Origin of the sequence: Novosphingobium sp. CF614 (genome assembly GCF_900113255.1) — a bacterium.
Classification (GTDB): Bacteria; Pseudomonadota; Alphaproteobacteria; order Sphingomonadales; family Sphingomonadaceae; genus Novosphingobium.
In genome coordinates this window covers 295,962-317,215 of sequence record NZ_FOOR01000001.1, presented here as the reverse complement: position 1 = coordinate 317,215, position 21,254 = coordinate 295,962, and the positions used below count along the sequence as shown (strand labels likewise).

26 protein-coding genes are annotated in these 21,254 nt (G+C 67.6%); 7 read left to right on the top strand and 19 right to left on the bottom strand.

The features are described 5' to 3' along the window. Nucleotides 1-36: 36 nt before the first annotated feature. Genes BM052_RS01540 through BM052_RS01515 form a run of 6 tightly spaced genes read right to left on the bottom strand, consistent with a single transcriptional unit; the run spans nucleotide 37 to nucleotide 6,436 of the window. Complete coding sequence (locus BM052_RS01540) at nucleotides 37-1,359, bottom strand: FliI/YscN family ATPase (RefSeq protein WP_091142390.1); 1,323 nt, start codon at nucleotides 1,357-1,359, stop codon at nucleotides 37-39. Further along, entirely contained in the window at nucleotides 1,353-1,982 is a 630-nt protein-coding gene (locus BM052_RS01535) for a FliH/SctL family protein (RefSeq protein WP_091142389.1), read from the bottom strand. Before BM052_RS01535 ends, BM052_RS01540 begins: the two co-directional genes overlap by 7 nt. Then, nucleotides 1,975-2,982: a flagellar motor switch protein FliG gene (gene fliG / locus BM052_RS01530; RefSeq protein ID WP_091142386.1), complete on the bottom strand. Its 1,008-nt coding sequence runs from the start codon at nucleotides 2,980-2,982 to the stop codon at nucleotides 1,975-1,977. The genes BM052_RS01535 and fliG overlap by 8 nt, the downstream gene beginning before the upstream one ends. Next, nucleotides 2,982-4,754, bottom strand: coding sequence for a flagellar basal-body MS-ring/collar protein FliF (gene fliF, locus BM052_RS01525; protein ID WP_091142385.1), 1,773 nt, complete (start codon nucleotides 4,752-4,754; stop codon nucleotides 2,982-2,984). The genes fliG and fliF overlap by 1 nt, the downstream gene beginning before the upstream one ends. 6 nt (nucleotides 4,755-4,760) lie before the next feature. Beyond that, nucleotides 4,761-5,138 (bottom strand): flagellar hook-basal body complex protein FliE, encoded by a 378-nt coding sequence (gene fliE / locus BM052_RS01520; RefSeq protein ID WP_091142384.1) that lies wholly within the window; start codon nucleotides 5,136-5,138, stop codon nucleotides 4,761-4,763. Next, nucleotides 5,135-6,436, bottom strand: a complete 1,302-nt coding sequence (locus BM052_RS01515) for a sigma 54-interacting transcriptional regulator (RefSeq protein WP_091142381.1) — start codon at nucleotides 6,434-6,436, stop codon at nucleotides 5,135-5,137. The genes fliE and BM052_RS01515 overlap by 4 nt, the downstream gene beginning before the upstream one ends. 270 nt (nucleotides 6,437-6,706) lie before the next feature. Here BM052_RS01515 and BM052_RS01510 point away from each other — a divergent pair, with 270 nt between their 5' ends. The 4 genes from BM052_RS01510 (at nucleotide 6,707) to BM052_RS01495 (ending at nucleotide 9,484) form a co-directional block, all read left to right on the top strand. After that, nucleotides 6,707-7,531: a flagellin N-terminal helical domain-containing protein gene (locus BM052_RS01510; protein ID WP_091142378.1), complete on the top strand. Its 825-nt coding sequence runs from the start codon at nucleotides 6,707-6,709 to the stop codon at nucleotides 7,529-7,531. Nucleotides 7,532-7,691: 160 nt separating this feature from the next. After that, nucleotides 7,692-7,925: a type II toxin-antitoxin system Phd/YefM family antitoxin gene (locus tag BM052_RS01505; protein ID WP_091142376.1), complete on the top strand. Its 234-nt coding sequence runs from the start codon at nucleotides 7,692-7,694 to the stop codon at nucleotides 7,923-7,925. Nucleotides 7,926-7,952: 27 nt separating this feature from the next. Next, complete coding sequence (locus BM052_RS01500) at nucleotides 7,953-8,339, top strand: type II toxin-antitoxin system VapC family toxin (RefSeq protein WP_091142374.1); 387 nt, start codon at nucleotides 7,953-7,955, stop codon at nucleotides 8,337-8,339. 167 nt (nucleotides 8,340-8,506) lie between these two features. Beyond that, entirely contained in the window at nucleotides 8,507-9,484 is a 978-nt protein-coding gene (locus BM052_RS01495; RefSeq protein WP_143084715.1) for an MBL fold metallo-hydrolase, read from the top strand. Between the two features lie 101 nt (nucleotides 9,485-9,585). On the opposite strand, the gene BM052_RS01490 is transcribed toward BM052_RS01495, so the two are convergent. Genes BM052_RS01490 through flgB form a run of 13 tightly spaced genes read right to left on the bottom strand, consistent with a single transcriptional unit; the run spans nucleotide 9,586 to nucleotide 19,306 of the window. Then, on the bottom strand, nucleotides 9,586-10,425 hold the full coding sequence (locus tag BM052_RS01490; protein ID WP_091142369.1) for a flagellar motor protein MotB: 840 nt from the start codon (nucleotides 10,423-10,425) through the stop codon (nucleotides 9,586-9,588). 1 nt (nucleotide 10,426) lies between these two features. Further along, nucleotides 10,427-11,290 carry a flagellar motor stator protein MotA gene (gene motA / locus BM052_RS01485; protein WP_091142367.1) on the bottom strand — a complete coding sequence of 288 codons (864 nt, stop codon included), beginning with the start codon at nucleotides 11,288-11,290 and terminating at the stop codon, nucleotides 10,427-10,429. 56 nt (nucleotides 11,291-11,346) lie between these two features. After that, a complete protein-coding gene (locus BM052_RS01480; protein ID WP_091142365.1) occupies nucleotides 11,347-12,270 on the bottom strand; it encodes a flagellin N-terminal helical domain-containing protein in 924 nt (307 codons plus the stop codon). Between the two features lie 7 nt (nucleotides 12,271-12,277). Beyond that, nucleotides 12,278-13,606, bottom strand: coding sequence for a flagellar hook-associated protein FlgK (gene flgK, locus BM052_RS01475; protein WP_091142363.1), 1,329 nt, complete (start codon nucleotides 13,604-13,606; stop codon nucleotides 12,278-12,280). A 3-nt stretch (nucleotides 13,607-13,609) separates the two neighbouring features. Then, the gene (locus BM052_RS01470) at nucleotides 13,610-13,948 is read right to left on the bottom strand and encodes a rod-binding protein (protein ID WP_091142360.1); all 339 of its coding nucleotides are present in this window, start codon (nucleotides 13,946-13,948) and stop codon (nucleotides 13,610-13,612) included. Continuing rightward, complete coding sequence (locus BM052_RS01465) at nucleotides 13,945-15,057, bottom strand: flagellar basal body P-ring protein FlgI (RefSeq protein WP_091143019.1); 1,113 nt, start codon at nucleotides 15,055-15,057, stop codon at nucleotides 13,945-13,947. The genes BM052_RS01470 and BM052_RS01465 overlap by 4 nt, the downstream gene beginning before the upstream one ends. Before the next feature lie 11 nt (nucleotides 15,058-15,068). After that, nucleotides 15,069-15,782, bottom strand: a complete 714-nt coding sequence (locus BM052_RS01460; protein ID WP_091143016.1) for a flagellar basal body L-ring protein FlgH — start codon at nucleotides 15,780-15,782, stop codon at nucleotides 15,069-15,071. Between the two features lie 5 nt (nucleotides 15,783-15,787). Then, on the bottom strand, nucleotides 15,788-16,576 hold the full coding sequence (gene flgG / locus BM052_RS01455) for a flagellar basal-body rod protein FlgG (RefSeq protein WP_091142359.1): 789 nt from the start codon (nucleotides 16,574-16,576) through the stop codon (nucleotides 15,788-15,790). Between the two features lie 13 nt (nucleotides 16,577-16,589). Next, the gene (locus tag BM052_RS01450) at nucleotides 16,590-17,348 is read right to left on the bottom strand and encodes a flagellar basal body rod protein FlgF (RefSeq protein WP_091142356.1); all 759 of its coding nucleotides are present in this window, start codon (nucleotides 17,346-17,348) and stop codon (nucleotides 16,590-16,592) included. 24 nt (nucleotides 17,349-17,372) lie between these two features. After that, nucleotides 17,373-18,185, bottom strand: a complete 813-nt coding sequence (locus tag BM052_RS01445; protein WP_091142355.1) for a flagellar hook-basal body complex protein — start codon at nucleotides 18,183-18,185, stop codon at nucleotides 17,373-17,375. A gap of 37 nt (nucleotides 18,186-18,222) precedes the next feature. Beyond that, complete coding sequence (locus tag BM052_RS01440) at nucleotides 18,223-18,546, bottom strand: flagellar hook assembly protein FlgD (protein ID WP_091142352.1); 324 nt, start codon at nucleotides 18,544-18,546, stop codon at nucleotides 18,223-18,225. After that, nucleotides 18,543-18,935, bottom strand: a complete 393-nt coding sequence (flgC, locus tag BM052_RS01435; protein WP_177198301.1) for a flagellar basal body rod protein FlgC — start codon at nucleotides 18,933-18,935, stop codon at nucleotides 18,543-18,545. Before flgC ends, BM052_RS01440 begins: the two co-directional genes overlap by 4 nt. Before the next feature lie 23 nt (nucleotides 18,936-18,958). Further along, complete coding sequence (flgB, locus tag BM052_RS01430; RefSeq protein WP_091142348.1) at nucleotides 18,959-19,306, bottom strand: flagellar basal body rod protein FlgB; 348 nt, start codon at nucleotides 19,304-19,306, stop codon at nucleotides 18,959-18,961. 198 nt (nucleotides 19,307-19,504) lie between these two features. Here flgB and BM052_RS01425 point away from each other — a divergent pair, with 198 nt between their 5' ends. From BM052_RS01425 to BM052_RS01415, 3 genes are read left to right on the top strand one after another with little or no spacing between them, the layout of a single operon-like run. Next, nucleotides 19,505-20,173 (top strand): MotA/TolQ/ExbB proton channel family protein, encoded by a 669-nt coding sequence (locus BM052_RS01425; RefSeq protein WP_091142346.1) that lies wholly within the window; start codon nucleotides 19,505-19,507, stop codon nucleotides 20,171-20,173. Continuing rightward, the gene (locus tag BM052_RS01420) at nucleotides 20,170-20,694 is read left to right on the top strand and encodes a hypothetical protein (RefSeq protein WP_091142344.1); all 525 of its coding nucleotides are present in this window, start codon (nucleotides 20,170-20,172) and stop codon (nucleotides 20,692-20,694) included. Before BM052_RS01425 ends, BM052_RS01420 begins: the two co-directional genes overlap by 4 nt. After that, a complete protein-coding gene (locus tag BM052_RS01415) occupies nucleotides 20,691-21,188 on the top strand; it encodes a flagella basal body P-ring formation protein FlgA (RefSeq protein ID WP_091142341.1) in 498 nt (165 codons plus the stop codon). Before BM052_RS01420 ends, BM052_RS01415 begins: the two co-directional genes overlap by 4 nt. Nucleotides 21,189-21,254 lie beyond the last annotated feature (66 nt).

Below are 21,254 nucleotides of genomic sequence, written 5' to 3'. Positions count from 1 at the left end.
TCCGACTCGCGCCCGGGGAAGATGCCGCGCCGGACGTCATCCCAGCAGCGCCGAAAGCTGCGCCGCGCTGTCGTCGAGGTCGATGGTGTCGCGGGCCGGCTGGCACAGGAATGCGGTCAGCAATTCGTGCATGGCGATGGCGCGGTCGAGCTGGTGGTCGGCGCCGGCGCGGTAGGCGCCCATCAGCACCAGGTCGCGGTTGGCCTCGTAGCTGGCGGTCAGGGCGCGGAACTCGCGGGCGAGCTGCTGGTGGCGGGGCGGGACGATGTCGTTCATCACGCGGCTGAGCGAGGCGGCGATGTCGACCGCCGGATACTGGCCGCGCTGGGCGAGGTCGCGCGAGAGCACGATATGCCCGTCAAGGATCGAGCGGGCGGTATCGACCACCGGGTCGTCCTGGTTGTCGCCGTCGGCGAGCACCGTGTAGAGCCCGGTGATCGAGCCCCCGGTCGCCGCCGAATTGCCCGCGCGCTCCACCAGCTTGGTGATCGTGGCGAGCGCCGAGGGCGGATAGCCACGCGCCGCGCCGGGTTCGCCCAGCAGCAGGCCGATCTCGCGCGCGGCATGGGCGACGCGGGTCAGGCTGTCCATGATGAGCAGCACCCGCTTGCCCTGGGCGCGGAAATGCTCGGCCATCGAGGTTGCGAGCATCGCCCCGCGCAGACGCAGGTTGGGGGCGTGGTCGGCAGGCACGGCTACCACCACGGTCTTGTCCTTCTTGTCGGCGTTCATGTGCCGCTCGACGAAGTCCGACACCTCGCGCGCGCGCTCGCCGATGAGGCCGACGATGACGATATCGGCGCTGGAGCCGCGCGCGATCATGTCGATCAGCACCGACTTGCCGACGCCCGAGCCGGCCATCACGCCGATGCGCTGGCCGACGCCGAAGGTGGTGAGCGCATTGAGCGCGCGCACGCCGGTGTCGAAGCATTCGCGCACCGGGCTGCGGTCCAGCGCGGAAGTGCGCACGCCGCCGGCCGGCCATTCGAGCCGGCTGTGGATCGGCGCCCCGCCGTCGATCGGCAGGCCCTCGCCGTCGACCGCGCGGCCCAGAAAGCTCTCGCCCACCGGCAGCATGCCGGGCCGTCCCTGCGGACAGACGCGGGCGCCGGGGCGCAGCAGGATGGTGTCGCCCAGCAACATCATCATGGTGCGGCCGTTGCGAAAGCCGATGACTTCGGCGGACAGCGTCGTGTTGCGGCCCTGGACGATGCGGCACATCGCGCCGACCGGCACCGTCAACCCGCTCACTTCCAGCAGGCCGCCGTCGCAGGCGGTGACGCGGCCGAAGCGGCGCGGCGCCAGATCGACCCGTTCGACCGCCATGTCGGTGAGGATGGGTTCCCACAGCTTCAGCATTGCTGAAGCGCCTCGGCAATGGCCAGCCGCCAGGTCGCGGGACCGTCCTCGACGCCGCCGTTGGCGCTTTCGATGCGGATCGTGCCGCGTTCCAGCTTCGGATCGGGCTGCACCTGCCATTCGGCGGAAAGGCGCGGGGAGACCAGGCCGAGATCTTCGGGATGGAGACGGATCACCCGCTCGTCGTCAGCGCGGGCGAGCATCGAGACGGCGCGGGCGATGCGGCGCAGCAGCGCTTCCTCGTCGAGCGCGAGCGGCGCGATCGAAGCCTCGCACAGCGCGGCGACGGTATCGCGCAGGCGCAGGCGCAGTTCCTCTTCCAGCGCGTTGTCGAACCGGTGGAACGAAAGCATCAGCCCTTCCCGCGCGGCGGCATCGGCGGCGGCGCGGGCCTCGGCTTCGCCGCGCGCCTGCTCGTGGCCGGCGGCGAAGCCGGCGGCAAAGGCCTCGGCGACCGGATCGGGTGCCTCTTCCTCGATGGCCACCGGTTCGGGCCGGGGCGCCGGCTCGGGTATCGGCAAAGTCCCGCCGAAACGCGTATCGGGCGTGAACCCGCCGGCCTGTCCCAGCACTTCGAGCAGGTTGAAGCCGGGCCTGGGAACCGGAAACCCCAGGTTAGACATAGTCGTCATCGCCCGAACCGAACACGATCGAGCCGTCCGCCGCGAGCCTGCGGGCGATCATCACGATTTCCTTCTGCGCGGAGACGACATCGGCCAGCTTGGTACGGCCGCGGGCGGCGATCTCGTCCTTGACGCCGTCGGCGGCGCGGCTCGACATGGCGCGGAAGAAGACGTTGCGTTCCTCCTCGCCGATGCCCTTGAGGGCATCGATCAGGGTGTCGTTGGGAATGTCGCGCAGCAGCGTGCCCATGGCCATCGGATCGAGCACGAAGAGGTGTTCGAACTTGAACATTTCCTCCTCGATCTTCTTGGCGAGTGCCTTGTCGAGCTTGTTGAGTTCGCCCATGATGCGCTTTTCGGCAACCTTTCCGGCGCCGTTGATGATATCCGCCGCCTCGCGCGTGCCGCCCATCTGCAAGGGGCGCTGGCCGTGGCATTCGGTGATGCGGCGAGCGAGCAGTTCCTCCAGCATCTCGATCGCCTCGGGCGCGACGGGACCCAGCGTGGCGATGCGGTGGACGATCTCGGGCTGCGCCTGGGGCGGAAGCGAATGCAGCACTTCGGCGGCGACTTCGGGGTCGAGCTGGACCAGCAGCACGGCGATGGCCTGCGGATGCTCGCCCTTGACCAGCGGCACCAGCGCCTCGGGCGTGAGCCAGCGCGCCAGTTCCAGGGTCGATCCCTGCGGTTCGTCGGGCAGGATCCAGCGCATCGTGTTCTCGGTTTTCACCTCGCCGATCGCGCGGTTCATCATCGAGCGCACCTGGCCGACGCGGTTGTGCGCGACCAGGCCGAGCTTCTCGGTCTTGTCGACGAAACCGGCGATCGCCTCGGCGATCACTTCCGGCCCGATCTCGCCCAGGGCGCACATCTTCTCGCCCAGCAGGCGCAGTTCCTCGGGCTCCAGCTCGGCCAGGATCCGGGTGGTCTGGTCCTCGTCGAGCAGCATCATCATGACCGCGGCATTGTCCGCCGCGCGCAGGGGTACGACTTCACTCATCAGGCGGCTTCCTGCTTGGGATTGGCCTCGGCCGGAGGATCGTTGAGCATCTGGCGCAGCGCCGCGACGGCGCTGCCCGGCCGCTCGGCGACGAGCCGCTGGGCAAGGTCGAGCTGGCGGCTCAGGACGTCGGAGCGGTTGATCTCGATATCGACGCCGTCCACGCCCGGAATCTCGGACCGGCGCGGCAACGGCGGCGGCGGAGCCGGCTGGCCCTCGCGGCCGCGCGGCGGGGCTTCGCCCAGATCGTCGTCGTCCGGCCCGTCATCGCCATCGGCGCCGCTGGCCTTCTTGCCTTTCCCTGTCTTGGCCTTCTCGGGCTTGTCGCCGCGCAGCGCCTTGACCATCGGCCGCACGCCGAGCATCAGGACCAGCAGCACGGCCAGGACCGCCGCGCCGTTGCGCACGATCATGGCGAACCAGCCGGTCTCGTAGAACGGCAGCGCCTCGTCGTCGGGCCCCTGCTCGAAGCTGCGGGTCAGGACCTTGACCTGGTCGCCGCGCTGTGCGCTGGCGCCGACCGCGGCGCTGACCAGCGCTTCCAGGTCCTTGAGATCCTGGGCCTTGGCGCCTTTCATGGCGTCGGCGCTGATCGCGACGGCGACCGAGAGGCGCTTGATGGCGCCCGGGCCGCTGTTCGAGACCGAAACCTCGCGGCCGAGCTCGTAAGTGCGGGAAGTGGATGATTCACCGTTGTTCGATGGGGTGGCCGGCGCGGGCGGGGTGCCCTGCGGCGCCGTTGGCGTCGCCTGGGTCGCCGATGGCGGGGTATTGGCGAGCACGCCGGGCACGCCGGCCGCCTGTCCGGGGCCGGTCGATTGCGACTGCTGCTGTGTCTCGGTACGGACCACGCCGTCCTTGTCGTAGCTTTCGCGCGCGGCGGTCACTTCGTTCATGTCGAGCTCGACCTGGATCTCGGACGTGAAGTTGCCGTCGCCCAGCATTGGGCCCAGCAATTGGGAAACTTGGTCGCGCAGCTTGCTTTCCATGCGTGTCTGCAAGTCGAGCCGATCGGATTCGGCCCCGCCGCTTTCGGAAAGCAGGCGGCCGTGCTGGTCGGCCACGCGCACCGCATCGGCCGAAAGGCCCGGGACCGACCCGGCGACGAGGTTGACGATCGCGCTGACCTGGCTTTCGCTCAGCTGCCGGCCGGATTTCAGGCGCACCATGACCGAGGCGGTGGGCGGTGTGTTGTCACGCACGAAGACGGACTTTTCGCCCTGGGCCAGATGGACGCGAACCGAATCGACGCCGTCGATCTCCATGATGGTGAGCTGCAGATCGCGCTCGCGCGCCGAACGCAGGCGCTCGCCCTCCAGCGTGCGGCTGGCGCCCATCGGCAGCTTGTCGAGCATCTGGTCGCCGGTCTCGGGCGTTGCCAGCGCGCCATCGGAAGCGACCAGCATGCGCGCCTTGTAGAAATCGCCCTCGGAGACGGTCAGCGCGCCGGTCGAACTGTCGATGTGATAGTCGATCGCGGCCTGGTCGAGCGCGGCGGCAACACCGGCGCGCTCGCTGTCGCCGAGCTGCGCGTAGAGCGTGCGCTGCGGCGATGGCGCCATCGCGCTCCAGGCAAGCAGCGCGCCGCCGACCGCCGACAGACCGACGAAGACGGGAAGCATCTTCCTGACCGGAGGCTGGGCGGTGAAGGCGGACAGGCGCGTGAGCACGCTGCCGCCGGCCGGATCGGTGAAGGGCGCGAACATCGAGGAGCGTGGGGGAAGCGTGGAACCCTGGGCGCCGCCGGATGTCGCGGGAACGAGATCGGACATGTCCTATCAGACTCCCATCCGCATGATGTCCTGGTAGGCGGACAGCAGCTTGTTGCGGACCTGCAGGGTCGCCTCGAAGGCGACGCCGGCTTCCTGGCGGGCGAGCATGACCTTGGCGACGTCGGTCACTTCGCCTTTCTGGTAGGCCTCGGTCAGCCCATCGGCCTTGTCCTGCACCGCGTTGACGCCGTCGAGGGCGTTCTTCAGCGTGTCGGCAAAGCCCTGCGCCGGGGCCTGCACATTGGTGGCGCCGGCGGCGGCGTCCGTTCCCTGGGTGGAATGGAGCTGCTTGAGCAGGTCGTTGCGCTGGATGATCTGCTGGCGCATGGCCATGATCTGCTGGATGCCGCCGGCGCCCCCGCCGATCCCGGAGATGCCGCTCATCGCCGGCCGCCCATGGCGGTACGGCCGATCTCGATCCCGGCCTCACGCAGCGAAGCGAGGCGATAGCGCAAGGTGCGTTCGGAAATGCCCAGTTCGCGGGCGGCGCGTATGCGGCTGCCACCGCAGGCATCGAGCGTTTCCATGATCGCGCGGGCTTCGGAGATCTGCACCACGCTGGAAAGCCTGCGGGGCGTTTCGGCTTCCGGCATTTCCGCGCCGCCGGTTCCGAACCCGGCTCCGAATCCGGCCGTCGGGGCGTTGATGAGGCGGGCGGGGCTGTCGAAGACCACGTGCTCGGGGGCGATCACGCCCTTGCCGAAGGACAGCAGCAGCGCGCGGCGCACGACGTTTTCCAGTTCGCGCACGTTGCCCGGCCAGGAATGCAGCTTGAGCATGGCCAGGGCGCCTTCCGACAGCACCGGCACGCGGGCCTGGTCGGGCGCGTGGCGCAGCGCCATCGCGAAAGCCAGCGGGGCGATGTCGTCAGGGCGTTCGCGCAGCGGGCTCAGCGTCAGCGGGAAGACGTTGAGGCGATAGAAGAGGTCGGCGCGGAAACGGCCTTCGGCGACTTCGGTGGGCAGGTCGCGGTTGGCGCAGGCGATCACCCGCACGTCGATCTTGATCGGACGGGTCGAGCCGATCGGCACCACTTCCTGTTCCTGCAGCGCGCGCAGCAGCTTGGCCTGGAGCAGGAGCGGCAATTCGGCGATCTCGTCGAGCAGCAGGGTGCCGCCGTCGGCGGCGCGCATGAAGCCTTCGCTCGCCTGGGTGGCGCCGGTGAAGGCGCCCTTCTGGTGGCCGAACAGCATCGCCTCCAGCATGGTTTCCGGCATCGCCGCGCAGTTGACGGCGATGAACGGGCGGTCGCGGCGATCGCTGCGCGAATGGATGAAGCGGCTGAGCACTTCCTTGCCGGTGCCGGTCGGGCCGTTGATGAGCACCGGGATGTTGCTGGCGGCGAGTCGCTCGGCCAGCGCGAAGACGGAAAGGCTTTCCGGATCGGCGGCGATCGGGTCCTCGGGGCCGGCCATCGCGGCGAGCAGCATGGCGAGCGAGGCTTCGCTGACCGGATCGCCGTAAGTCAGATCGACCTGTTCCGGCCCGGTGCGCCCGATCGCGGTCGCCTGTCCCCGGGCGAGCCGCACGGTGCGCATCTTCGGGTGAAGCGGCGAAGCGTCGGCGATGTCGCGCAATTCGATTGCACCACAATCGAAAAGCGAAGTTGCGATTGCCCCCGCGCGCTGGGCCAACGGGCCATGCAGGCGCACGAATTTATCGTTAAGAGCCAGAGCGGCCATGTCTCGATTGTCCCCCGTGGAATTAACCAGTTCCAAGGGCGCTTATGGGTTCCAAACGTCCAAAGGATCGAAAATTTAAGTCCCCGTATTAACCCCTAAATTTGCCGTAAATCGGCAAGCGTCTGCAGGGCATCCGGCAAGCGTCCGGCAAGCATCCGGCAACGAAGCGGCTTAATTTTGCCGGTCCGTTGCCGGTCTATGCGTTGGCAGCCACGCCGGATGGGCCGGCAAGGGTGCCCGGAGTTCGGGACACTTAACGGGAGCTTTTACATGTCAGTCATCAATACCAACATCAGCGCGATCCGCGCTTCCAACGCGTCGACCGCGGCCAGCAAGATGCAGAGCACGGTCATGGAGCGCCTGTCCACCGGCAAGCGCATCAACTCGGCCAAGGACGATGCCGCCGGCCTCGCCATCTCCACCTCGATGACCTCGCAGATCAAGGGCATGAGCCAGGGCATCCGCAACGCCAACGACGGCATTTCGCTGGCCCAGACCGCCGATGGCGCGCTCTCGGAAGTCAGCAACATGCTCCAGCGCGTCCGCGAACTGGCGGTCCAGGGTTCCTCGGCGACCTACCAGGATACCGACCGCACCGCGATGCAGTCTGAAGTCACCGCGCTGACCGAGCAGATCGACGACGTCCTCTCGCAGACCGAGTTCAACGGCAACACGCTGTTCTCGACCACCTCGGGCACCGACGTCACTTTCGACATCCAGACCGGCGCCAACTCGGGCGAGACGATCACGCTGACCTCGACCGCGATCGACGGCACCAACATCGACGCCAGCGCGCTCGACGTGTCCACGGCCTCGACCGCTTCGACCACGATCGACAACGTCGACCTCGCCCTGGCGGACGTCAACACCGCCCGCGCTTCGCTCGGTGCCGGCCAGAACCGCCTCGAATCGGCGATCAACAACCTGACCAACAACGTCACGAACCTGTCGGACGCCCGTTCGCGGATCGAGGATGCCGACTATTCGGCGGAAACCACGGCGATGGCCAAGGCCCAGATCCTCTCGCAGGCTTCCACCGCGATGCTCGCCCAGGCCAACCAGAGCCAGCAGAACGTCCTCTCGCTGCTGCGTTAACCGGTAGCAGCTTAACCAGGCCTGCCCTAACCAAGCAGGTCTTCGGGCCCGGCGGGTTTCCCCAGACCGCCGGGCCCTTTTTTGCTGTGCGCGGCGGGTGAGGATATGTTCTTGCCCGGAGCGGTCTTGCCTAGCTATACAGTTAGCCAAGGAGGCGCCCATGGCCCAGTTCTCGGTTCACGATGCCAAGACCAATTTGTCCCGTCTGATTGCTGATGCGCTGGCGGGCGGCGATGTGGTCATTGCCCGTGGCAACGTGCCCGTGGTGCGTCTGGTGCCGGTCGCGCCACGCGGGCGTCGCCGCTTCGGAGCGCTCCAGGGCAGGATCGCCATCGATGCCCGCTTTGACGAGCCGTTGCCCGAGGAGGAACTCGGTGGCTGGAATCCGGCGTGACGGCGCTCAAACCCGGCGCGGGGTGAAATGAGGCTCCTGCTCGATACCCATGCGCTGATCTGGTGGCTGGCGGGCGACAGGGCCCTGAGCGATCGCGCCCGCGAGGCGATCACCGACGAGGCGAACGGCGTTGCCGTCAGCGCCGCTTCCGCTATGGAGGTCGCGACCAAGTTCCGCATCGGCAAGCTGCCCGACGCGGCACTGCTGGCGCGGGACTTCGAGGCGATCATTGCCGATCAGGGCTTTACCGAACTGGCGATCATGGTTCACCACGCCAGGCTCGCCGGTGAGATGAACATCGCCCACAAGGACCCGTTCGACCGCATGTTGATCGCCCAGGCGCAGGCCGAGGACATGATACTGGTATCGAATGAAGCGCTGTTCGACGGCTTCGCCGTCAAACGCTTCTGGTAGCGTCGAGCATGCCAGTGCGGCAAGTTCGGCACATGCGCACCTCTGCTGGAGCAGCAACAGGATATCCAACGAAATTAGGGTTACGGCGACGGGGCGCTCAATTTTTGCGGCCGAGAAGATAATCAAATAAGTGCACTGCCACCCTGTCATCATCGCAAAGGGATGTCGTGCGCACTTTGTTTGGCCTGCTGTCATTGCTGCTGCTGAGCCTGCCCATCCCGGCGATGGCCGGGGAGCCGCCCATGAAGGTTATTCTTCTGGGAACGGCCGGACCCGAGTATTTCCCCGATCGGCTGGGGCCGGCGACACTGATCGTCGCGGGAGGCCAGGTGCTGCTTTTCGATTGCGGTCGAGGTGTAGGGCAGCGGCTGTACGAGAGTCGGGTCAATCCCAGGGATATCTCGCGCATATTCCTCACCCATCTCCATGGCGACCATTTCGACGGCCTGCCCGAACTGTGGATGACGCCTTGGTTCCTGCTGGGGCGCGACCACGGTTTTGACCTTTGGGGACCGGAAGGCAGCGCTGAAATGGTCGCCGGGATGCGGGCCATGTACAGCCACGACCTTACCCGTCGCGTCAACCCGTTCAACCCGGTGCAAGGCCTGGACATTCGCGTCCACAAGGTCGCGGCCGGCACGGTGTTCGAGCATGACGGCGTCAAGGTGACGGCTTTCCCGGTCGAGCATGCGGAGGGCAATCCGGCGTTCGGCTATGCGGTCGAGTGGCAGGGCCGGAAAGTCGTTCTGTCGGGCGATACGACGTACAGCGAAGCGTTGGTGACTGCCGCTCGCGACGCGGACCTGCTGGTCCAGAACGTGATCGCTTTCAGTGACCGGTTGGACGGCAAGCCCGAAATGCAGGGCGTGCTCGCGAAGCTGACCACACCTGAGCAGGCCGCCCGGATGGCTCAGCTGGCAAGACCGAAACTGATGGTCTTTTCCCACATCGTGACCAAGGACCTGACGGAGCCGGAGGCCGCAGACCGGATCGTCGCGCGAACGCGCGCGGCAGGCTACGCCGGGGCGCTTGTCATCGGCGAGGATCGCATGACCTTCGAGCTTGGCGACACCGTTACGATGGCCCCGCCACCTTCGCTCGAAACGCTGGTGCCGCTCGACAGCAAGGACCAACGATTCCCCTGACGCCATGTCGAGCTACGGCGACGGTGCACGCAATCTTGCTGCTGAGACCGGCGAAAGGCGCCGACCCGTCCGAGGGCGGTCGGGGCGGCGGCATGCCCGTGTCAGTCCAGCACGGTGATCGAGATGCGGCGGTTCCTGGGGTCATGGGGGTCGGTGGGGATCAGCAGCTCCTTGTCGGCGACGCCCTCGATCCGACTGAAGCGGTCCTCGACGACGCCGTCGCGCATCAGTGCCTGGCGGGTGGCTTCGGCACGGCCGGCGGAGAGCGACCAGTTGTTGCCGTAAGTGCCGGACTTGTAGGGCAGGGCGTCGGTATGGCCGCGGATGGTCAGCCGGCCTTGGTCCGCGGCCACCGCCTGGGCGATCGCGTCGATCAACTGGGCGGCGTCGGGCGTGAGCACCGTGGTGCCGAGGCGGAACATCGAGAAGTCGGCATCGTCGACCAGGTCGATGCGCACGCCCTGGGTGGTGTCGACAAGGCGCACCTGCTTGGCCAGCTTGCGCAGCTGCTCGGTCGATTGCAGCTTCTTTTCCAGCGCTTCCTTGGTTTGCGCGTTGCGCTTGATCTTGGAGCCGCCTTCCTTGGGGCCGCCGGTGGCGTCGCGCGGGATGGTCAGGCTGCGGGTCCCGGTCTGGCCGGCGCGGTGCGGGTAGTCGTCCGAATCGGTCAGCGACGATCCGCCGAGCAGACCGGCGGCCGAACCGGCGGAGGCGTCCTTGTTCTTGACCAGCGTGGGCGTGAAATAGTCGGCGATGCCCTTGCGCTGCTTCTCGGTGGTGGCGCCCAGGATCCACAGCAGCAGGAAGAACGCCATCATCGCGGTCACGAAGTCCGCGTAGGCGACCTTCCAGGCGCCGCCGTGGTGCCCGGCGGCGACCACGGTGATCTTCTTGACGATGATGGGCTTGGGCAGATCGTTCTTGCCCCGTTTCACGGCCACGTCAGCGGCCCCTCATCGCATCGAGCAGTTCCGACAGGCCCGGCCGGAAGGCGTGGCCCAGGCCGGAGCGGGCCGATTCCACGACCAGGGGCTGCGGCCAGCCGTGCAGGCTGGCGATGACCACTTGCTTGACGGCCTGGAAGATCTGCTCGTCCTGCTCGTTCACCTGCTTGAGGCGGCCGGCCATCGGCGCGACGATGCCATAGGCCAGCAGCACGCCCAGGAAGGTGCCGACCAGCGCCGAGCCGATCATCGCCCCCAGGATCGAGGGCGGCTTGTCGATCGAGCCCATCGTCTTCACCACGCCCAGCACCGCCGCGACGATGCCGAGCGCGGGCAGCGCGTCGGCCAGGCCCTGGAGCGCGTGCTGCGGTTCGTGCAGCTCGTGGAAATGGGTTTTCATCGCGTTGTCCATCACGTCCTCGACGGCATGAACCTCGAGCGTGCCGGACGAAACGACGATCAGCGTCAGCGTGTCGCAGATCAGGTGGACCAGCGCCTGGTTGGCGAGCAGGCGGGGGAACTCGGCGAAGAGCGAGGAGGTCTTGGGATCGTTGACGTGGCTTTCCAGCGCGACCGGACCTTCGGAGCGCAGGATCTTCATCAGCCGCGTGGTCAGGATGATCGCGTCGACGTGATCCTGCTTGTTGTGTTTGGGGCCCTTGAAGACACGGCCGAAGGCGCTGCCGAGCGCCTTGAGCTCATGCATCGAGTTGCCGGTCACGATCGCGCCCACGGCCGCGCCGCCGATGATGAGCAGTTCGTGCGGGATCGCGTGGAAAACCGGGCCGAGCGCGCCGCCGGTGATCGCAAAGCCGCCGAACACCATCACCAGCAGGATAACGACGCCGATGATTGCAAACATGATGGACTACCCCCGAAGAAAAACCCCGCCCTTGCCGATGGGCCGGAACAATGATGTCAGCCCAGCTTGTCGAACAGGCTGAGGCTGGCGAGCTTGCTGAAGCTGGCCTGGCTGGCCTCGAGCACGGTCAGTGTCTCCTGAAGCTGGGTGACGGTGGTGGCGATGTCGGTCGCGCCCAGTTCCGATTCCTCGGCGGTCCGCAGTTCCGACAGGTCGGTGCGCCGTTCGCTGGTGAGATCGATCCAGGCGAGCCGGGTGCCGACCACGGTCTGAGCGGTGGAAAGCGTGTCGAGCCCGGACTGGAGCGAAGTCAGCGCGTCCTTGGCCGCTCCTGTCGGATCGGTGGAGGCGCCCTTGAGCGCGTCGGCGAGCAACTTGATCGTCGCCATCACGTCGGTCTGGTTGCCGCTCGCATCGGTGAAGTTCAGGAAATCCGGCCCGGACAGCGAAGTGGACACGCTCAGGCCCTCACCGATCGGCAGGTCACCACTGGCGCCGGTGCCGATGTAGACCGCGTTGCCGGAGGCGTCGAGCGAATAGGCATCGCCTGAATTCTGGCCACCGAACAGCGCATTGCCATTGGAATCGCGCGCGTTGGCAAGCGTCAGCAGATAGCCGTGGATCTGGTTCAGCTCGTCCCCGATCGCACCGCGCTGGTCGTCGCTGAGCGTGGTGCTGGCGGCCTGGGTCGCCAGTTCCTGGGCGCGGATTATCGCGTCGGACATTTCGGACATCGCCGAATCGGCCAGCGTCAGGTCGTTGTTGGCGCGGCTGGCGTTGGTGGTATCGGCCTGCGAGAGCGTATCGAGCCGCGACAGCGCGCGCAGGCGCGAGGCGGCCACCGGGTCGTCCGAGGAGCGCGCCAGCTTCTGGCCGCTGCCGAGCTGGGTCTGCAACGTCTCGGCCTGCGCGCGCAGGTTCTTCATGTTGGCGCGGGCCCTGTCGAAGAAGGCGCTGGTGCTGGTCGAGACGATCGGCATGGCGGGTCTACCTGATGGAAAGGATGGAGTCGAAGATTTCGGAGGCGGTCTGCATCACGCGGCCCGATGCCTGGAACGCCTGCTGGAAGCGCACCAGATTGACGGCTTCCTCGTCCAGGTCGACGCCGGCCTGGGCCTGGAGCGCTGACTTGGCGGTGGTGGCGACCGAATCGAGCGCGTCGCGGGTGACGGTGCGGCCGGCGACGGCACTGGAAATGCCGAACAGCAGCGTGTCCATCGATCCGGCGGGATCGGTGGAGGAGAGCGCGGTGCGCAGGGACGCGAGGTTGGAACCATCGCGGCTGTTGGCGGCGCTGCCGGCCGGCGCCGTGGCGATTGCGTTGCCGCTGGTCGCGACCATGGCCATGTCGGCGGCGCCGGTGCCGGAGAACATCGGCTGGCCGGTGTTGCCCTGGAGATCCACGCCGTTCGCCTGGGCGGCGTTGACCACGCTGACGATCTGGGCGGCGATGGCGTCGAGCTGGCCGCGCGTGCTGGCGACTTCGGCCAGCGCCTGGCTCTTGCCGGCGATCGCGCCGGAGGCCACCGTTGCCGCGTTGCCGTCGAGCGTGAAGGAGATCGTACCGTCCGAAGCGGCCGTCATCGCGAGCGTTCCGGCGGTGCTGCCGCTGACGAGAGAAGGCCCGGACGAACCGCCCAGCGTGACGGAGACGGCGCCTTTCGCATCGAAGCTGGTGGAAATGCCGACCTGTCCGCTCAGTTCCTCCAGCAGTGCGTCGCGCTGGTCGAGCAGGCTGGTCTGGTCGCCGGTGGTGCGCGACAGGCTCAGGTTCAGGCGCGCCAGCTCGGTGGTGATGCGGTTGACGTTGTCGACGCCGTCCTGGGCTTCGAAGCGCAGGCCTTCTCCCACTGCGTCGAGGCTCGATGCGGCGGTGTTGAAGGTCTGGGCCAGGGTGCGGCTCTGCTCGATCACGGCGGCGCGCAGGCTGCCGTCGGTGGGATCGGAGACCAGCTGTTGCAGCCCGGCCTCGAAATCGACGATCGAATCGTAGACGCCGGTCTGTTCGACGGCGGATTCGATGCTTTCGAGGCCTTCGACTTCGGCATTCGCGCGGGCCGCGTCGGCGCCGGTGCGGCGCACCTCGGCCTGGCGGTACACATCCGCGTTGCGAACCACGCCGGTTATGCGCACGCCGGCCAGGGTGGTCGCCGTGGGAGAGGAGCTGGCCGAGCTGGCGGCAAGTTCCGAAACGGCGATGCTGCGCCGGACGTACCCCGTCGAGGAGGCGTTGGCGATGTTCTGCGCGGTCACGTCCAGCCCGGCCTTGGCGGCGCGGGCGCCTGATCTGGCGATCGAGAGAAGGTCGGTGGCCATGGCTTATGCCGCCCCCCCGCTGCTGTCCGAGCTGGCCGTCGAGCCGGTCGCGGCATCGGCGGGCAGGAAACGCGCCATCTGCTGCTCGAGAATGGAAGCGAGGCCGAGCGCGCCTGTCTGCACGGCGGCATCGGCGAAATGCTCGTCCTGCAACTGGCGGAAGGTGTCCATCGCCTGGCTGCCGAACAAGTCGTCGCCGCCGAAGTCGGTCTTGCGCGCCGCGGCCAGCATCTGGCGGACGAAGATCGCCTCGAACTGCTTGGCGACGGCCGAGAGCTTTTCGCGGTCGGTTGCGGTGGGCGCGGCGGTCAGGCCGGGGAGCGAAGGCAGGATCGTGCTCATATCACCACCATCTCGGCCTTGAGCGCGCCGGCCTGCTTCAGGGCCTCGAGGATCGCCACGAGGTCCGACGGGGTGACGCCCAGCATGTTGAGCGCGTCGACCACCTTGGAGAGCGAGGCGCCGGGCTGGAACAGTGCGACCGAACGCTTCTCCTCGTCGGTGGAGATGGTGGAATCCTGCTGCACGGCGGTGCGGCCCCGGCTGAACGGCCCGGGTTGAACCACGGTGGGGTTCTCGTCGATGCGCACCGTCAGCTTGCCGTGGCTGATCGCGGCGGGCGAGAGGCGCACCGCCGAGTTGATGACGACGGTGCCGGTGCGGCTGTTGACGATGACGCGCGCGGCGGTCTGCGCCGGATCGACGTCGATCATCTCGATCGCCGCCATCACGCTGGCGCGGGTGTTGGAATCGAGCGGCAGGCGCAGGGCCAGCGTCACGCCGTCCTCGACCGAGGCGGTGCCGGGCAGGCGGGTGTTGATCGCGTCGCGCACCCGGGCGGCGGTGAGGAAATCGGCGTCGAACAGGTTCCAGCGCAGCACGTCGGAACTGTCGAACCCGGTGGCGACCGCGCGTTCCACGCTGGCACCGTCGGCGATGCGGCCGACGGTCGGGATGTTGATCGTGACTTTCGACCCGTCCTTGCCGCCGGCATCGAGCCCGCCGACCGCGAGGTTGCCTTGCGCCATCGCGTAGATCTGTCCATCGGCGCCGTAGAGCGGCGTGAGGATCAGCGCGCCGCCGCGCAGCGACTTGGCTTTGCCGATGGTCGAGACGGTCACGTCGATGCGCTGGCCCGGCTTGGCGAAAGCGGGCAGGTCGGCGGTGACCATGACGGCGGCGGCGTTCTTCAGGCCCGGCGCGACGCCGGCGGGCAGGGTCAGGCCCATGCGGCCCGAAACGCCCTTCATCGCCTGGGTCAGGTATTCGAGGTTGTCGTCCCCCGTGCCCGGCAGGCCGACGACGATGCCGTAGCCGGTCAGCTGGTTCGAGCGCACGCCCTGGAACTGCCCAAGATCGCGCACGCGCTCGGCATGGGCATGGACCGGGGCCATGAAAATGGTGAGCACCGCCACCAGGGCGGCGAGAATGAAAGGCAGCCAGCGGTTCATCAGGACCCCCATCAGAACGGCGAGATCAGGTTGAAGAACCGGCCGAGCCAGCCCTGCTTGCTCGCCTGCTGCAGCGCGCCCTTGCCGGTGTATTCGATGCGGGCATCGGCGACACGGGTGGAGGGGATCTGGTTCTCCTGGTCGATGTCGGCCAGGCGGATGATGCCGGAAAACCGGACCCATTCGTCTCCCTGGCTGAGCAGCATCTTCTTTTCCCCTTTGACGAGCGCGGTGCCGTTGGCGCGAACCTCGGCGATGGTCACGGAAAGCGTGGAGGCGAGAGAACTCGTCTGGGCGGCGTTCCCCTGACCATTGAACGTCGAGGAAGAGCTGGCATTAAGTGCATTGGGGTTGATGGCGAGCGGCCCGGCGGTCGGCGGGGTGATCGAAACGCCGCCGCCCTTCTGGCTCTTGGAGCTGACCGACTTCGACGTGGTGGTCGTCTCGGTCAGCAGGATCGTCACCGGATCGCCCACGCGCGCGGCGCGGGTGCCGGTGTAGAGCGGGGCATATCCGGTCGATACGCTGAAGATCCCGCCGGTGGCCGCCGGCGGCTGCACCGGCTGCGCGACCGGCAGGGTCGGCTCGAAACCGGAAAGTTTGGGGGCCTTGCGGGCGAGGGCGGGGGAAGCGGCCAGGATCGCCCCCACCGCCAGCGCCAGGCCGGCCTGCTTCGACAAGCTCGGGACGAGCGGTGTCGGGGACCTGTTCGAGGCGGTGTGCATCGTCATCACAGCGTCTGGTTGGCGTTCTTGAGCATCTCGTCGACCGCCGAGATCATCTTCGAGTTGATCTCGTAGGCGCGCTGGGTCTCGATCATGTCGACCAGCTCCTCGACGATGTTGACGTTCGATGCCTCGAGCATGCCCTGGCGGATCTGGCCGCGGCCGGCCTCGCCGGCGATGCCGATCTGGGCGGCTCCGCTCGCCGCGGTCTCCAGCATGAAGTTGTCGGAGGACGCCTGGAGCGCCGCGGGATTGGTGAAGCTGGCGATGGTGATCTGGCCAAGCTGCGAGGGATCGCTCTGGCCGGCGATCTGCGCCGAGACCGTGCCGTCTTCCGACACCGTGATCGCGGTGGCGCCTTCCGGAATGGTGATCGGCGGCTGCACGACGTAGCCTTGCGCGGTCACCAGCTGGCCTTCGGACGAGCGGGTGAAGTTGCCGGCGCGGGTATAGGCGAGCTGGCCGCCGGGCAGGGCGACCTGGAAATAGCCGTCGCCGTCGAGCGCCATGTCCAGCGAATTGCCGGTGGTCTGCAACGATCCCTGTGTCTCCATCCGGGTGGTCGACTGGACACCGACGCCGGTGCCCAGGTTCAGGCCGGTGGCATAGGCGGTCTCGTTCGAGGACTGCGCGCCGGCGACGCGCGCGTCCTGGTAGGCGAGCGTGGCGAAGTTGGCGCGGTCGCGCTTGAAGGCGGTGGTGCCGACGTTGGCGAGGTTGTTGGCGATCACGCGCATGCGCGTGTCCTGGGCCTCGAGTCCGGTACGGGCGACCTGGAGAGCGGAACTGGGCATGTCTGGTTCTTCCTCAGCTATCGATGCGCATGAGACGGGCGCCGGCTTCGTCGAGCTGGCCGGCGGTCTGCACAAGCTTGGTACGCATGTCGAAGAGGCGCTGGGCCGAGATCATCTCGATCAGCACTTCGGACGGGTTGACGTTGGACTGTTCGAGCGAGCCGGCGATCACCCGTGCATTCTCATCCACCGGCAGCACACCTTCTCCGGAGCCATTGGCGCCGGGCACGCGGAACTGCCCGTCGATATCCTTGGAGATCTGCGTGCCGGTGGTGCTCACCAGCTTGAGCCGGTCGATACGCACCGGCGGCTGGTCCGGCGTGGCCGGGTTGGCGAGCATCACGCTGCCATCGGGCGAGATCGTCACGGTCGAGCCAGGCGGCACCGAGATCGGGCCGTTCTCGCCGATCACCGGCAGGCCCTCGCCGTTCTGCAGCACGCCGGTCACGGTGATCGAAAGGTCGCCGCGCCGGGTGTAGCTTTCCTGCCCGTCGGAGGCCTGCACCGCGAGCATGGCGTCGCCCTGCATCGCGATATCGAGCGCGTAGCCGGTCTGGGTCAGCGCGCCTTCCTTCATCGAGGCGCTGCGCACTTCGGTGCTGGTCATCGCCCGCACTTCCAGCTGCGGGCCTTCCAGCGTCATCGGCGTCGCTTGCAGGATCTCGGCCTTGAAGCCGATGGTCTGGGCATTGGCCATGTTGCTGGCGATCACGCGCTCGCGGTTGAGCGAGGCGTTCATGCCCGAAACGGCGGTGTAGATCAGGCGGTCCATCGATCAGCCCCCGGATGCGGCGCGTCAGGTCCGCAGGTTCATGATGGCCTGCGAGATCTGGGTGGCGGTATCGATGGCCTTGGCATTGGCCTGGAAATTGCGCTGCGCGGTAATCAGCGAGACCAGTTCCTCGGCAATATCGACGTTCGAGCGCTCCAGCGCGCCCGACAGCAGCTTGCCGTTGCTGCTCGTCCCCGGCTGGCCGTAAGTGGCGGTGCCCGAGATTCCAGTCGCCGCCCAGGTGGCGTTGCCCTGCTGCTTGAGGCCGGTCGGCGAAAGGAAGGTGGCGAGCGCCACCACGCCGACCGTGGCGCTGGTGCCGTCGGCATAAGTGGCGACGAGCTTGCCGTCCTCGCCGATCGTCACCCCGGCGAAGTCGGCGCCGCTGGCGTTGGTCGCGGGGATCTGCGCCGCCTGCAGGGTGGTGCCGCTGACCGCGCCGGTGGCATCGACCGGGAAGACCTGCAGCTGGGCGCCCTGCGCGTTCTTGACGTAGCCCTCGCCGTCGACCGTGAACGAGCCGTTGCGGGTGTACTGGGTATCGCCCGAAAGCGGTGAGACCACCGTGAAGAAGCCTTCGCCGTTGACCGCGACGTCAAGCGCGTTGCCGGTCTGCTCGATCGGGCCGAGCGAGAAGTCCTGCTTGATCGCGGCGATGCGGGAGCCGATGCCGGTGGTCATCGAAGGATCGGACATGATCGAGGAGGCGACGATGTCCGAAAAGGCGGTGCTGCTTTTCTTGAAACCGCCGGTTTCGGCATTGGCGATGTTGTTCGAGATGACGCTGAGGTCGGTCTGGGCGTTCTTCAGACCGCTGAGGGAAGTGTAGAAGGACATCTTGCGTTACTCCTTGAGAGCGGATCGGGCGGGCGGATCAGGCAGCGGCCTGGGAATCGGTGGCGGCGGTGAGCGCGGTGACAGCCTGCTGCGTGGCGGTCTGGGCGGACACCAGCGTATCGAGCTGCGACGAGATGGTCTTGAGCGTGTCGGCCATCTCCGTCGTGCCGGCGAGCTGCGAGAACTGCGCCATCTGGGCCAGCATTTCCTTCTGGTCGACCGGATCGAAGGGGTCCTGCTGCTGCATCTGCGCGGTCATCAGCTTCAGGAAGTCACCCTGGTCGAGCGAGCCGAGGCCCTGGCCGACGGTGCTGGACGAGGCGGTGGAGGTGCTTGTCGAGGTTACGGAAGTGACGGTCATTTCATCCTCATCGTGTCGAGCATAAGCTGCTTGGCAGTGGTCAGGGCCTCGACCAGGTTCTGGTACTGGCGCGAGGCTTCGAGCATTTCGACCATCTCCGCGTTTTCATCGACGGGAGCTTCCCAGACATCGCCGTTGGCATCGGCGAGCGGGTGGTCGGGGTTGTGCTGGCGCACGGCGGCGGCCTGTTCGCGCACCACGCCCTGCACCTCAACGGTGGCAAGGCCGCTGGCGCGATCGAGGTCTTCGGCGAAGACCGCGCGGATCGGCTTGTAGGCTTCCTGTTCGCTGCCCGCGACGGAGCCGGCGTTGGCGAGGTTGGAAGCCGCCGCGTTCATGCGCACCAGCTGCGCGGACATCCCGCGCTGGGCCAGGCCGAACAGGGTCATGGGTTGCTGGTCGCCGGCCACCGTCAGTCTCCCTTCAGCGCGCGGGTCACGGTATCGACGCGGGCGCGGATGAACTGGAGCGTGGCCGCATAGCCGACGGCGTTTTCGGAAAAGGCGAGCTGCTCGTTCTGCAGCTCGACCGTGTTGCCGTCGAGCGAGGGCATCACCGGCACCCGGTAGAGCGTCGAGCGCTCGGCGGCGGTCGAGACATCGGTGCCACCCTCGGCCGTCTTGAGCGCCGCGGTGAAGTCGATGTCCTTCGCCTTGTAGCCGGGGGTCGCGGCATTGGCGATGTTCGAGGCCAGCAGGCCCATGCGCTGCGAGCGCAGTTCCAGCGCCTTGCCATTGATCCCGAAAAGGTCGTGGGCCATGTCTTTCTTGTTCCACAATTGCCTGCCCACCCGTTTCGCAAGCATCGTGCCAATTGCCTTCGGTAGCCCGAATTCCGGGCGATGCGCCGGTCGGCCCCGGCGGCGGCGGCAAAGGCTTGCCGGAAAACGGCAAATGCGCGCCCCCGGCTGAAACGTGCCCGCCGCTGCCGTTCTCCGTGCTGAAGGAGAACTGCGCCGATGCAGCTGCAAAACCTGTTCGATGCCACCAGCGCCCTGATCGTCGTGGGCGGGACGTGCCTGGCCACCGTCCTGCGCTGCGGCCTGGGCGATACCCGTGCCGCCCTTGCCGCGCTGGCCGCCCTTGCGGGTATCGGCGGCAAGCGCTTCGATGCCGCGCGCGCGCGCGCCGAACTCGCCGTTCACGTCCGCGAGATGCAGAAGGACGGGGTGATCCGCACCGAGCCCTATCACTTCGGCGACGCGGAGCTTGACGAGGCGACCGATGCGCTGATCGGCACCCGCTCGATCTCCGCGCTGCACGGTGCCCACATCACGCACAAGCGCCGCCGCGTCAGGCAGAACCTGCGGGCGATGCGCACGCTGAACCAGGCGGCCGACCTGGCCCCGGTGTTCGGCCTTGCCGGCACGCTGATCTCGCTCAGCCAGCTGCCGGCGAGCGACGGTTCGGGCGGCAATTTCACCGCGGCCATTTCCATGGCGGTGCTCACCACGCTCTATGGCCTGCTGCTGGGCAATATCGTCTTCGCGCCGCTCGGCCGCATAGTGGCGCGGCGCGCCTCGCTGGAAGAGCAGGAGCGCCAGCGCGTGGTCGAGTGGCTGGAGCAGCAGGTCGGCGCCGCGCTGCCCGGGACGGCCAAGCTGCACGGGGTGGGACACGGGCGATGAGCGAGCGCGGGGCCTATGGCTGGCAGACTTCGCTGGCCGATCTCTCGCTGATCCTGTTCATGGTCACCGCCGCCGCGGTGAGCCGCCAGCCGGCCAGCCATCCGCCGGCCGGCCGTCAGCCCGATAGAGCGTCGCAAGACAAGGCCTCGGCCGCGCCTTCGCCGCAGACGGAGCCGCTTTCTGTCTACCTTGCCGCGTCCGATGCGCCGCCGCTGGCCCAATGGCTCGGCGATCAGGCCGCCGATCCGCGCCAGCAGCTGACCATCACCGCGCGATACGGTTCCGATCCCGGGGGGCAATCCCGGGCGCTGGCCGAGGCCGCGCGGCTGCTGACGCAGGCGGGCGCGCAAGGCCGCGCCGCGCGCGTCGTGGTCGAACCCGGCGAGGGGCCGGCACGGGTGGTGCTGGCCTACGATGCGCCGCGCGGCGTGGATTCCGGTGCAAAAGTGGCACAAGACTTGCTTAGCTCAAGCGAAAATTCGCCAGGCGAAAGTCCAATCGACGGGAAGTCCATGCCATGAGCCCCAGCCTTGTCCTTCTTGCCGCGGCCGCGGTATCCGGAACATTCGCCGATCTCGACGCCATAGACCGTCAGGTGGCCGGGTTCACCGGCGCCGCCGTCGGCGATGTCGGCGGTGCGCTGACGCCGGTCGACCGGCGCCTGCACTTGCAGCCTTGTCGCAGCGGCCTTGCCTTGTCCTGGCGCACGACTTCGCAGGACAGCGTCGTCGTCCAGTGCGGCGATGCCCAGGGCTGGCGGCTGTTCGTGCCGGTCCGGCGGCCGGTTCCGACCGCCGCGGCCGCAGCCGCGCCCAATGCGATCAGTCGCGGCGATGCCATCGCGATTGCGATTACGGGTGACGGCTTTACGGTTTCGCAACCCGGAGAGGCCATGGAGGGAGGACCGGTGGGCGGATGGATTCGCGTTCGGCCGGCCGCCGCCGGAAATTCCCGCAGCGAACCGATGCGGGCACGCATCGAAAGACCGGGCCTGGTCATGCTTCCGCTGCCGTAGGGCGGCGGATTTTTGCGTGTTTTGCCGGTTCATGGCAGATTCTTGCCGCCCCTCTTAAATAATTCC